We start from the raw sequence: 11,793 nt of genomic DNA on the forward strand, positions 1-11,793 counted from the left end.
AACCCCATTCTTCGGACTTTCAGAGATCAGGCCGCCGAACCAATTTGTTCGTGGCGGCGAAGTGTGCTTCTAGGCGATCCGCCAAGTGGAGTCAAGTGCTTTTTTCACTTTTTTTTCGAAGCGATCCGCCCCGAGACTCCGAAACACGTTCCGCTTGCGGCGGAGGAGCTTTCTAGGCTTTTGCCTTTTCGGAGTCAAGTGCTTTTTGCAACTTTTTTTCAGGGCGTTTGCCCCGAGACTCCAATCCGCTCCCCGCTCATGCGGCGGAGGAGCTTTCTAGGCTTTTGCCTTTTCGGAGTCAAGCGTTAATTTGCTTTTTTATGCGGAGCATATTGCCCCGGACGCCGAATCGCTCCCCGCCTTGTCGCGGAGGTGGATGTTTAGGCTTTCGCCCGAGTGGAGTCAAGCACTTTTTTGCTTTTTTTCAAGGCGCTTGCCTTGCGACTCCGTTCACCTCCGCCGTCAGCGGCGAAGGGGGTATCTATGCAAATACGCACCTGCGGTCAACCCCCCTTTGAACCACAAAACACTGTTCAAAATCTAACCACCTGTTAAAATAAGATAATTTTTTTATCTTTTCTCAACCCCTTTTGAGCCTTAGACTCTATCCTTTGCCCATGCTCTTAGGCTCAACCATTCAAGCGCCGTGTCAGACATGCCTCTAACCCATCTTCACTATTATCTTTATACGCGTACTCAACTCGAACCAAGGGTTTATCTACCTTTAGTATGCGCGTCAGGTCGATGGGAGTTGCGGACACAACGACATCGCAATCCGTTGCATTGATGGTCGCTTCCAAGTCTCTGATTTGCTCCTTGGAATAGCCCATAGCCGGCAATATGGAGCCTATTTCGGGATACTTTTCAAACGTATCAAGTAATGTCCCTTGCAGGTAGGGCCGTGGATCCACAATCTGCGCGACGTCATGACGCTGCGCCGCGACCACTCCGGCACCGAAGCGCATTTCTCCATGCGTAAGGGTTGGACCATCTTCCACGACCAGAACCCGCGCCCCCCGCAACAGGTCTGGAGCGTCCACGATCAACTCGGACTCCGCCAGGATGATTTCCGCTACCGGGTTGCACTTCCGGATGGTTCGGCGCAACTGCTCAACATCTTCTGCATCGGCGCTGTCCACTTTATTGATGACCGCGATGTCACACATGCGCATATTCGTTTCACCCGGGTGGTAGGTTAATTCATGGCCCACGCGGTGCGGATCAAAGACCACGATATTCACATCGGGGCGATAGAACGGGGTGTCATTGTTCCCGCCGTCCCAGACCACCACATCGGCCTCCTGCTCGGCACGCCGGAGGATTTTCTCGTAGTCCACGCCGGAATAAATGATGCCGCCCATGCGGATCACGGGTTCGTACTCTTCCCGCTCCTCAATGGTGCACTCGTGCCGATCCAGATCCGCATAGTCCGCAAAACGCTGGACTTCCTGTTTCAGCAGATCTCCGTACGGCATAGGGTGGCGGACAGCCACCACTCGCCGCCCCAGGGACTGCACAATCCGCATGACCTCCCGACTGGTTTGGGATTTACCGCATCCCGTGCGCACAGCACATACGGAAATCACGGGTTTAGAGGATTCCAGCATGGTATACGGCGCGCCAATGATCATAAAATCGGCACCGCACGCCGTGGCGATGGACGCTTTATGCATTACCTCCACATGCGGGATGTCGGAATAGGAAAAAACTACAAGATCTACCTGATACTTGCGAATCAGTTCTTCCAGCTGGTCGTCCGAAACAATGGGAATGCCGTCGGGATAGGCTGCTCCAGCCAGTACGCCCGGATATTTTCGCCCATCGATATTGGGAATCTGCGTGGCTGTGAAGCAAACGACCCTGTACCGCTCGTTATTGCGGAAGTAGACGTTAAAATTATGAAAATCCCTACCGGCGGCTCCCATGATGATGACGTTTTCGACCATATTCGATTCCTCCATCAATTCATTCAACAGCGTATTTCAACAGCTGCGCCCCATACGCACTCAGGCACTCAAAACGGACGAGATACGTTCCAAAGCCCAATCGACCTGCTCAGCCGTAATCACGAGCGGCGGAGCGAACCGAATCGTATTTTCATGTGTTTCCTTGCACAGCAACCCCGCTTCCTTAAGCCGTTCACAATATGGCCTTGCCCCGCCAGCCGAAGGATCAAGCTCCACGGCCAGCAGCAACCCGCGCCCCCGGACGTCGCGCACGGCAGGATTTGCAATGGCCCGAAGCCCTTTCATGAACCGCTGTCCCATCAATTCCGCATTGGCAATAAGCCCCTCCTCCACCAACACGTTCAGCGCGGCACGGGCCACGGCGCAGGCCAACGGGTTCCCTCCGAAGGTGGAACCATGCTCCCCGGGCCGGAGGATGCCCAACACCTCGGTATTGGATAGCACGGCAGAAACCGGATACAGTCCTCCTGAAAGCGCCTTGCCGATCAACGTAATGTCCGCCTCGATCCCTTCGTGCTCCTCCGCAAGCAATTTCCCGGTCCGCCCGAGTCCTGTTTGGATTTCGTCCAGAATCAACTGGATACCGTGCGTGTCGCACAGTTCACGAACCCGGCGCAGATATCCTTCCGGCGGGATGATCACCCCGGCCTCTCCCTGGATCGGCTCCACCAACAACGCTACGGTGTGAGGAGTGATGGCTTGTTCAAAAGCCTGTGCGTCCCCGAACGGAATGACCCGGAATCCGGGAGTGAATGGGCCGAACCCGGCACGCGCACCAGAATCCGTACTAAAACTTACGATGGAGATGGTGCGCCCATGAAAATTATTCGCACAAACAATTATCTCGGCTTGATTTTCTGGAACGCCCTTTTCCATGTAGCCCCACTTACGCACGGCTTTGATGGCCGTTTCCACGGCTTCGGCTCCAGAATTCATGGGCAGGACTTTGTGAGAGTTGGTCAATCGGCAGAGTTCTTCATATAAAAGCCCGAGCTGATCATTGCGAAAGGCGCGGGATGTTAACGGCAACCGCTCCGCCTGCTCCTGCAACGCCGCCACGATACGCGGATGACAATGGCCCTGGTTCACGGCGGAATACGCGGAAAGGCAATCCATGTAGCGATTGTCTTCCACATCCCAGACCCAGACGCCCTCCCCTTTGCTGAGAACCACGTCCAACGGTTTGTAGTTCTGCGCACCGTACCGGTTCTCCAGATCAATGTAATCCTGCGGCTTCATGCAAACTCCTTCGGGATCTCAACGGAACTTTTCAATAAACCATTCACTATTACCATAGTGTAGCTGTTTGCTCTCCCCTTGTCCCGATGTCAACCCGACCACACATTCCATACCACAATCCGTTCCATCTCCGACCGGAAAACAACCTTCGCCCCACGGCAAAGGGGTTGTGAGAGCGCAAATTGCGAAATACGGTCAGGTAAAGATGAATAGATTCCTCTACACGGTATGAACATACTAGGACAACAGACAAAGACGCCCCCTTCAGACATGGGTGCAGGACACAATACCCAAAACGGAACACGCATGCGGCATTCAACGAAAACGAATTATCAAGAACGCATTCTCAAAGTTCTTCAACACATTCAGGAAAATCTGGATCAGGATTTGGATGTCCGCGAGCTGGCGAATATCGCCTGCTTTTCACAAGCTCATTTCCATCGTTTTTTCAAAGGTATGCTGGGAGAATCTCTGGGAGAACACATACGCAGGCTCCGACTGGAACGGGCCGCTCTGCGGCTGCTTGTTACGGATCAAAACGTCACGAACATCGCATTGGATGCAGGATATGAAACCCCGGAAGCATTTTGTCGAGTCTTTCGGCGCATGTTTGGTTCGCCCCCGACTGCTTACCGAAGTCGAATGCGCAACACGCTGTATCCAAAGATGCAATCAGGAGTTCATTACCTTTCTGGGGAGCAGCGTCGGACCCTCTTTGTAACACCACCCAAACCATCCACGGAGGTCGCCATGGAAATTGAAATCAAGGAAATCAGCCCGATTCGTGTGGCGTACATGCGTCACGTCGGCCCGTACACGGAAGTGGATTCCGTTTGGAACCAACTTTGCGCATGGGCGGGAAGCAATGGCATCATCGGCCCGGAAACCCGGTTCTACGGAGTCTGCCACGACGATCCGCAAATAACCCCTCCAGACAAAATCCGATACGATGCCTGCATGAATGTCCCGCCGAGCGTCATGCCCAATGGTGCGGTCGGGATTCAGGAGGTCTTCGGCGGCAAATGGGGAATGTACCGCCACCTGGGACCGTTTGAGAATTTGGAGGACTCCTACATCCGGATCATGGGAGAATGGCTGCCCTCTTCCGGCTGTGAACTGCGCGATGGCCCGTCAGTGGAAATCTACCTCACCGATCCCAAACACACGCCGGCCGAACAACTCGTAACCGAAGTATATTTCCCGTTGGTATAAGCCGCCAACCAACTTGAATTTCTTAAAATGCAACGGTTCCTGATGCCAGGGACCGTTTTTTTCTTGCCGAAGCTCCAATTCTGAATCAAAATGAAGCAAATGAAAAAAGTCTCCCCCACGGAAGAACAGAATCGGCAAACGATTACAGAAGCCCGGGGCTTGCTGCAAAGACAAGACATGGGCGTTCTGGCTACGTATAATCCGGCTCAAGGACCGCACACCTCGCTCATGGCCTATGTCCACCACCCGGAACAAGATACGATCTGGTTACTAAGCCCCGGTCAAGGTAAAAAAATTGATAACCTGCGACAATCACCAAAAGCCAGTCTGCTCGTGGACTCCCGTGAACAGGAGCATCAGCGCTCACAAATCCAGGCTCTGACTGTCAACGGTACGGTTTTGCTTCATGCTTGCCCCGCGGACAGACGAGACATTCTCCGGATATTTTCACAACAACATCAACACCTTGGAAGTTTGCTCCAGCAAGAGGGGCTTATGTTGCTGGAGCTGCAAGTCCAGTCCTACTTGCTTCTTCGCGGAGCAAACCATGCCTCATTTGTGCGCTTGCCCACGCTCCATGCCGATCAAACGTAACCGCCCTGCCCGCTTTGGATTGAAATATGAAAAGCCCCCGACCGCTCAACGCGACAGGGGGCTTTCATTATGACCGGTCTCACCACAAGCCCGATCGACTCAGCAGATTAAAACTCCAGATGACGGGGCGTTCTCGGGAAAGCGATCACGTCGCGGATGTTGGTCACTCCGGTGATCAGCATGAGCAGGCGCTCGAATCCCATTCCGAACCCGGCGTGGGGAACAGAACCGAACCGGCGCGTATCCAGGTACCACCAGTATTCTTCCTCGGACAATTCCATTTCCGCCATCCGCTCCTGCAGCACGTCCAACCGTTCCTCGCGCTGTGATCCGCCGATCAGTTCACCAATGCGGGGTACAAGCACGTCCATGGCCGCAACGGTTTCATTGTCGTCATTGCAACGCATGTAAAACGGTTTGATGGACTTGGGATAATCATAAACCACCACCGGCCGCTTGAACTTTTCCTCGGACAAAAAACGTTCATGCTCGGTTTGCAGATCCGTACCGAATTCCACAGGATATTCAAATTTTTTCTTGGTCTTGCGCAAAATATCCACGGCCTCGCGATACGGCAAACGGACAAATTCATTTTGCATGATATTGTCCAGCGTGGGCATAAGCTGCTTGTCCACAAACTTGGCGAACAGCTCCACATCGTCGGCGCAGGCATCAAGAACTTTGCCGATCACACTTTTGGTCATGGACTCGGCCAATTCAATGTTATCCTCAAGATCGGCAAAGGCCATCTCAGGCTCAATCATCCAAAATTCCGCCACATGACGGGGAGTATTGGAGTTTTCCGCCCGGAACGTCGGCCCAAACGTATACACGTCGCCAAGAGCCAGAGCCATCAACTCTGCCTCAAGCTGGCCGGAAACCGTCAACGCGGTCCGCTTGCCGAAAAAATCCTCCTCAATGTTCCGTTCCCCCGGTTCCAGAGTGGTCACCCGGAACATCTCTCCGGCTCCTTCGCAATCCGAGCCAGTCAAAATAGGAGTATGCACATAGCGGAACCCACGCTCATGGAAAAAGGAGTGGACGGCCTGCGCCGCTTCGGAACGAATGCGGAATATGGCGCCATATTTATTGGTGCGGGGACGCAGATGCGCAATGCCCCGAAGGAATTCATCAGAATGCCGCTTTTTTTGCAGTGGAAAAGTTTCCGCATCCGCCGCCCCGAGGAGACGGATAGTGGAGGCCCGAACCTCCCACTTTTGCCCCTTGCCCGGACTTTCCACCATGGTTCCGTCGATACGGACCGAGGCTCCGGTCGTGATCTTGTCCAGCTCCGCAACAATCTCAGGCGTGTGGTCGATGACCACCTGAACGTTTTTCAGGCAGGAGCCGTCATTGATTTCAAGGAAAGAAAAACCTTTGGAGTCACGCTTGGTGCGGACCCAGCCTTTGACGACGATCTCGCCCAGCGCCGCGTCCGCCGCCAGGACATCATGGATTTTCACGCGTTTCATGGGCGGGTTTGTAGCCTTGCCGTGGACAAATGGCAACATTCTTGCGCGTCGGCCCGGCCTGGGCTACAACCTCCCCCACCAAAGACCGCACAACAGCCCGACCCAAGGAGCTTTCATGGGATTTTTTACGAAACTCAAAAAACTTTGGCACGGCGACGAGCCGAAAACGGAGCAGGCTGCCGCACAACCGACGGCTGACGCGTCCCCGGACGCCCTGCACTCCGATACCGCCGATGCGCCCTGGCGCGAAGAACTGACCCTGGCTCTCCGCCAGGCCGAACCCCGGCTCTCGCAATGGCTCGAAGCCCTGTTGCGCGATGTTGAAGAGAAAGGTCAGGCTCTGGACGAACGCCTGCTCTTTCTCTTTGAGGCGCTGGGTGCCCCCATTGAAGAAGCCCGTGACTTCGTGGCCAAATTCAACACCTGGCTTGTGGACATGGGCTATTCACAAGTGGATGAATTCCGGTCGGAACTGCAATTCCGCCTGGCCCTGGCTCTGGATCTGGAAGATGAAGAGGACGAGCGAGACCGCCTCTTCCTCAAATTATCCGAAGGGATTTCCAAAACAAAGGAACAAATTACCAAACGCATCGACTCCCTGGTTTCCAGCCATGGCGAAATGAACGACGCGTTTTGGGAAGAGCTGGAAGAAATTCTGATCATGGCCGATGTTGGTTTCGAGGCATCCCAGATGCTCATGGAGAACCTTAAAACCCGCGCCCGCAAACAGGGAACCAACGATCCGGAACAATTCCGCAGCCTGCTCAAAGCCGAACTGGAAGAAATATTCAAAGGCCCGCGACGCATCCAGGCCGTTAACCCGCCGGAAGTGCTGATGATGGTGGGTGTCAACGGCGTGGGTAAGACCACGACCATTGCCAAACTTGCCCACCGCGCCCAAATGCAGGGAAAGAAGGTGCTCATCGCAGCAGGCGATACCTTCCGAGCCGCCGCCATCGAACAGCTGGAAGTCTGGGCCAACCGCGTGGGTGCAGGCTTTTTTGCCAAAGCTCCCAATACCGATCCCGCCGCCGTAGCCTATGAAGCCATGGACAAGGCGCTGGCCGAAGGATACGACCTGCTCCTTCTGGATACGGCCGGACGCCTGCATACCAAAGCCAACCTTATGGAAGAACTGAAAAAGATAAAGCGCGTCGTGGGCAAAAAGCATGAGGGCGCCCCACACCGAAGCGTACTGGTGGTGGACGCCACCACGGGCCAGAACGCCCTTTCCCAGACGAAACTCTTTCACGAAGCCGTGGGCGTTGATGAACTGATTCTCACCAAATTGGACGGAACGGCCAAAGGCGGCGTTGTCGTGGCTGTGGCCCTGCAATTCAACATGCCCATCACCTATGTGGGCCTCGGAGAAAAAATGGAAGACCTGCGCCCCTTTGAAGGAAGCGATTTCGCCAAGGCGCTGCTCTCCTAGCGGGACCAGGATTCCATCAGCTGTCGGGCACCCCCGGCCACCGTCGGAACCATCCAAAGGATCAGATTGTGAAACAACTCGACAAACTGGAAAAACGCACCCTCAACGCCGTGCTGGAGCGAAGCGCAAGCCTCTTTGCCGACCGCCCGGCCTTGGGATTCGTGGACGGCGACCCCATGACCTACGGTGAATTCGCCGAACAGGTCCGCGCCCTTTCCGCGCTGCTGCATAAACGCGGAATCCGTCCGGGCGATCGGGTGGCCCTGCTGAGCACCAACATGCCCAACTGGGGGGTGGCCTACTTCGCCATCACCACCATGGGCGCTGTCGTCGTCCCCATCTTGCCGGACTTTCATGACAATGCGGTGCAACACATCCTCGTACACAGCGAAGCCAAGGCAATTTTCGTTTCCGAAAAACTCTTGAGCAAGCTAAAGGGCGGCGAATTCCCGGAGTTGGCAAGCATCATCCGCCTGGACGACCTGCGCCTTCTCCAAGGTACGGACATGCGGGAACGGCTACGTGACACAGTGCGGGCCGGACGCGCCCAGCTCGAACGGCTCCGCCAGTACGCCATGGACGTGCTGGACCGAAAACAGCCGGAAATAGAGGAGGACGACCTCGCCTCCATCATCTACACATCGGGTACCACAGGGCATTCCAAAGGGGTGATGCTCACCCATAAAAATATCGTCTACGATGCCGAAACAACGGCTGACCTTGTAGAATTCACACCCGATGAACGCATGGTCTCGGTTTTGCCATTGGCGCATACCTACGAGTGTACCCTTGGACTGGTCATCCCCCTGTTCTACGGCGCCAGCGTCCGTTACCTCCAAAAGCCGCCCACACCGCGCACCCTGCTGCCCGCACTACAAAAGATCAAACCCACGTTCCTGCTCATCGTGCCGCTGATCATCGAAAAAATATATAAAAACAAGATCATGCCAAAGTTTCGGTCCAGTGCCATAACGCGGGGACTGCTCAAGTTCAAAGGGTCGGAAAAAGCCCTGCACCGCATGGCCTGCAAGAAACTCCACAAATCCTTTGGCGGGGCCATGCGCTGTATGTGTATCGGCGGCGCGCCCATTTCCCCCGAGGTGGAACGCTTTCTCTTCAACGGCGGCTTCCCCTATTCCGTAGGCTACGGCATGACCGAGACCTCGCCCATGGTCACAGGGGCTTCGCCGGACGAAGTCCGGTATCGCGCATGCGGCTATGCGGTCCCCGGTGTGGACATCCGCATTGAAAATCCCCACCCGGACACCGGGGAAGGCGAAATTCTCATTCGCGGTCCCATCGTGATGAAAGGCTATTACAAAGCCCCGCAACTGACGGAAAGCACCTTTGACGGGGAGTGGCTCAAGACCGGCGACCTCGGTGTGCTGGACGAAGACGGTTTTTTATACATCAAAGGCCGAAGCAAAAACGTGGTTCTCGGTCCCAGCGGGGAAAACATCTACCCCGAAGAAATCGAAGCCATGCTCAATGAGCGGGAATACGTCCTGGAATCCCTGGTCTACAGCCACGAAGGGAAACTCACGGCCCGTGTCCATCTGGATTACGAACAGCTCGACAAACTTCACGGCCTGCATAAGATGATTGAATCCGATGTGCGGGATAAGCTCAAGGAACAGTTGGAATCCCTCCGCAGCGAGATCAACGGCATGGTGGCGTCGTTTGCCCGGATCATAAAAATCGTGGAGCATCCGGATCCCTTTGAAAAGACTCCGACCCACAAGATCAAGCGCTACCTCTACGTTGATCCCAAGGAAAATGGGCTGGCCGACACCTGAATCCCACTAAAAAGCACATCACATGCAAAGGCGCGGACACGATTCGCGCCTTTTTTTATTCCATGGATACGGGCCAGCCATGCGGCCAAACCGCTTCAAACCGCTCGCCATCCTCCAGCGGAAAAACAAGGTGTTCGTGATGCAGGTACAACCTCTCGGCCGGACAGCCGCCATAGAAGGTGTCGCCCACTATGGGGTGTCCTGCGGCGGCCAGATGAACCCGGATCTGATGCCTGGCCCCCCGGCCAATGCGCACCCGCACCAGGGCCAGGGAATCGTGGGAGGCAACAGCAGACAAGACAACAGGGGTCGCCTTCAACAAATGGGTCCAGCGTGCCGGATCCGGATCGTCTGATGACATGACCCGGGTGCGACGCCGACGAGCCATATCCAAGGCCCGCCGCCAGGTTACACCGGTCTCCGACACCGTGCCGCCCACCACGGCGGCATATTCCTTGTCCACCTTGCCATGGGCTTCCTGTTCACGAAACCATGTTGCCGCAGCTGCCCCAAAGCCTACCAGCAGGAGTCCGGAAGTCCCCCAATCCAGACGGTTCAACAATTGCGCCGACTGCCCGGGAAACAGGGAGGGCAACAACGCTTCCACGCTCGGTCCGCCGCCCCCGGCCAGGGCTGCCGAATGCAACCCCGAAGGCTTGGCCAGCGCGACAAAGGCTCCGCACCGGGAAACCACGCGCACTTTGCCGGTCGCAGAGAGATGCTCGGACACGTCCGCCTTCGGCTCAACCGTCACATTCTGGCCGGTGCGAAGTTTGTACGCCATGGGGCGCAAAAGGCCATCCACCCGAACCAATCCCTCCTGGATCATTCGACGACGACCACGAAGCCCCAGCTCGGGCAGAATTTCTTCAAGGACGCGATCCAGACGGATACCCGCCCAGCGCTCTGAAACAAGCATTTCCCTGCGCATGCCCATTGGTATCCCGTCCTGGGCGAACGGGCAAGAACGCTTTACGCATTGCCGCAAAAAGCCTATTACTGAAACCCCTTAGCAGGGAGAAAATTGCTCCCTGTTCCGTCCACGGAAACACCGAACGGAGGTGACGCATGAGCTTTGAGGTCTTGTGGCTTTCCATGCGGGATATCGAGTCATTGGGCATCGGCATGCCCGAGGTCATGGATGCTGTGGAAAACGGCTTCGCCGCATTGGGGCGCGATGAGGTGGAGATGCCCGCCAAAATAGGCATCCACCCCCGGGAGGACTGCTTTGTCCATGCCATGCCCTGTCACATCGGGGGCGATATTGACCAAAGCGGGGTCAAATGCGTTTCCGGCTACCCCAGAAATCAAAAGAAAGGGCTGCCCTACATCACCGGCATATTCTGTCTGCTCGACCCGGAAACGGGAATAGTCAAGGCGCTCATGGATGCCGCCTGGATCACGGCCTGGAGAACCGGCGCGGCTTCGGGCGTCTATGCCCGGCATTTCGGCGACCCGGCGACGGAAACCGTATCCATCATCGGTCTCGGGGTGCAGGGCCGGGTGAACCTCCTGGCCATGGCCGAAGTCTTCCCCAATCTCAACCGGGCACAAGTCTATGATGTGTTCCCGGCGCAGGCCGAACGATTTGTGGCGGAGATGAAGCAACAGCTTCCAAACATGGATTTCGTGACCAGCAACGACGTACTGGCCAGCGTAACGGGCGCGGATGTGGTGGTGACCTGCACCCCCATTGTGGAAACTCCGGATCGTTTCATTCCTCGCTCCTGGCTCAAGGAAAATGTTCTGGCCATTGCCGTGGACTACGACGCTGCCTTTGAAGCCGATGTTTTCGCGGAAAACTTCACCGTGGACAATCGGCATCAATACCTTTGGACCCAGGATCAAGGCGTATACTTCCAACAGGGATATCCCACGTCGGAAGGACTCTACGCGGACATGGGAGAAATCTGCTCGGGCCTGCATCCCGGTGTTCGGGAGGGACTGCGCGGAGCCGTCCTCATGGGCGTGGCGACCCACGACATCATGACCGGCGCGTTGATTCATGAGCGGGCCTTGCAAAAAGGCATCGGCATCAAATTGGATCTGTAACCAGGCGGCGGGCGCATCCGTCCGCCGCC

General features: G+C 55.8%; 9 protein-coding genes. 5 read left to right on the forward strand and 4 right to left on the reverse strand.

From position 1 onward, the window contains the following. Nucleotides 1-629: 629 nt before the first annotated feature. Both B5D49_RS12610 and rocD read right to left on the reverse strand, forming a co-directional pair. On the reverse strand, nucleotides 630-1,946 hold the full coding sequence (locus tag B5D49_RS12610) for a cyclic 2,3-diphosphoglycerate synthase (protein ID WP_078718068.1): 1,317 nt from the start codon (nucleotides 1,944-1,946) through the stop codon (nucleotides 630-632). Nucleotides 1,947-2,006: 60 nt separating this feature from the next. Further along, nucleotides 2,007-3,206: an ornithine--oxo-acid transaminase gene (gene rocD / locus B5D49_RS12615; protein ID WP_078718069.1), complete on the reverse strand. Its 1,200-nt coding sequence runs from the start codon at nucleotides 3,204-3,206 to the stop codon at nucleotides 2,007-2,009. A 306-nt stretch (nucleotides 3,207-3,512) separates the two neighbouring features. Here rocD and B5D49_RS12620 point away from each other — a divergent pair, with 306 nt between their 5' ends. Further along, nucleotides 3,513-4,418 carry an AraC family transcriptional regulator gene (locus tag B5D49_RS12620; protein WP_159447233.1) on the forward strand — a complete coding sequence of 302 codons (906 nt, stop codon included), beginning with the start codon at nucleotides 3,513-3,515 and terminating at the stop codon, nucleotides 4,416-4,418. Between the two features lie 90 nt (nucleotides 4,419-4,508). Next, nucleotides 4,509-5,012, forward strand: coding sequence for a pyridoxamine 5'-phosphate oxidase family protein (locus tag B5D49_RS12625; protein ID WP_078718071.1), 504 nt, complete (start codon nucleotides 4,509-4,511; stop codon nucleotides 5,010-5,012). A 107-nt stretch (nucleotides 5,013-5,119) separates the two neighbouring features. On the opposite strand, the gene asnS is transcribed toward B5D49_RS12625, so the two are convergent. Beyond that, nucleotides 5,120-6,484: an asparagine--tRNA ligase gene (gene asnS / locus B5D49_RS12630; protein WP_078718099.1), complete on the reverse strand. Its 1,365-nt coding sequence runs from the start codon at nucleotides 6,482-6,484 to the stop codon at nucleotides 5,120-5,122. 115 nt (nucleotides 6,485-6,599) lie between these two features. Here asnS and ftsY point away from each other — a divergent pair, with 115 nt between their 5' ends. Together ftsY and B5D49_RS12640 are read left to right on the forward strand one after the other, a co-directional pair. After that, on the forward strand, nucleotides 6,600-7,916 hold the full coding sequence (ftsY, locus tag B5D49_RS12635; protein ID WP_078718072.1) for a signal recognition particle-docking protein FtsY: 1,317 nt from the start codon (nucleotides 6,600-6,602) through the stop codon (nucleotides 7,914-7,916). Nucleotides 7,917-7,984: 68 nt separating this feature from the next. Then, complete coding sequence (locus B5D49_RS12640) at nucleotides 7,985-9,712, forward strand: AMP-binding protein (protein WP_078718073.1); 1,728 nt, start codon at nucleotides 7,985-7,987, stop codon at nucleotides 9,710-9,712. Nucleotides 9,713-9,767: 55 nt separating this feature from the next. On the opposite strand, the gene B5D49_RS12645 is transcribed toward B5D49_RS12640, so the two are convergent. Beyond that, nucleotides 9,768-10,643, reverse strand: coding sequence for a pseudouridine synthase (locus B5D49_RS12645; protein ID WP_159447234.1), 876 nt, complete (start codon nucleotides 10,641-10,643; stop codon nucleotides 9,768-9,770). A 137-nt stretch (nucleotides 10,644-10,780) separates the two neighbouring features. On the opposite strand from B5D49_RS12645, the gene B5D49_RS12650 reads away from it, so the two are divergent. Beyond that, the gene (locus B5D49_RS12650; protein ID WP_078718075.1) at nucleotides 10,781-11,764 is read left to right on the forward strand and encodes an ornithine cyclodeaminase family protein; all 984 of its coding nucleotides are present in this window, start codon (nucleotides 10,781-10,783) and stop codon (nucleotides 11,762-11,764) included. Nucleotides 11,765-11,793 lie beyond the last annotated feature (29 nt).

The sequence above is a fragment of the Paucidesulfovibrio gracilis DSM 16080 genome (genome assembly GCF_900167125.1).
Lineage (GTDB): Bacteria > Desulfobacterota > Desulfovibrionia > Desulfovibrionales > Desulfovibrionaceae > Paucidesulfovibrio > Paucidesulfovibrio gracilis.

Coding starts and splice junctions, on each gene's coding strand:
- ftsY (WP_078718072.1), top strand. CDS start 6,600: ATGGGATTTTTTACGAAACTCAAAAAACTTTGGCACGGCGACGAGCCG.
- B5D49_RS12625 (WP_078718071.1), top strand. CDS start 4,509: ATGAAGCAAATGAAAAAAGTCTCCCCCACGGAAGAACAGAATCGGCAA.
- B5D49_RS12610 (WP_078718068.1), bottom strand. CDS start 1,946: ATGGTCGAAAACGTCATCATCATGGGAGCCGCCGGTAGGGATTTTCAT.
- B5D49_RS12645 (WP_159447234.1), bottom strand. CDS start 10,643: ATGCGCAGGGAAATGCTTGTTTCAGAGCGCTGGGCGGGTATCCGTCTG.
- asnS (WP_078718099.1), bottom strand. CDS start 6,484: ATGAAACGCGTGAAAATCCATGATGTCCTGGCGGCGGACGCGGCGCTG.
- B5D49_RS12650 (WP_078718075.1), top strand. CDS start 10,781: ATGAGCTTTGAGGTCTTGTGGCTTTCCATGCGGGATATCGAGTCATTG.
- B5D49_RS12620 (WP_159447233.1), top strand. CDS start 3,513: ATGCGGCATTCAACGAAAACGAATTATCAAGAACGCATTCTCAAAGTT.
- rocD (WP_078718069.1), bottom strand. CDS start 3,206: ATGAAGCCGCAGGATTACATTGATCTGGAGAACCGGTACGGTGCGCAG.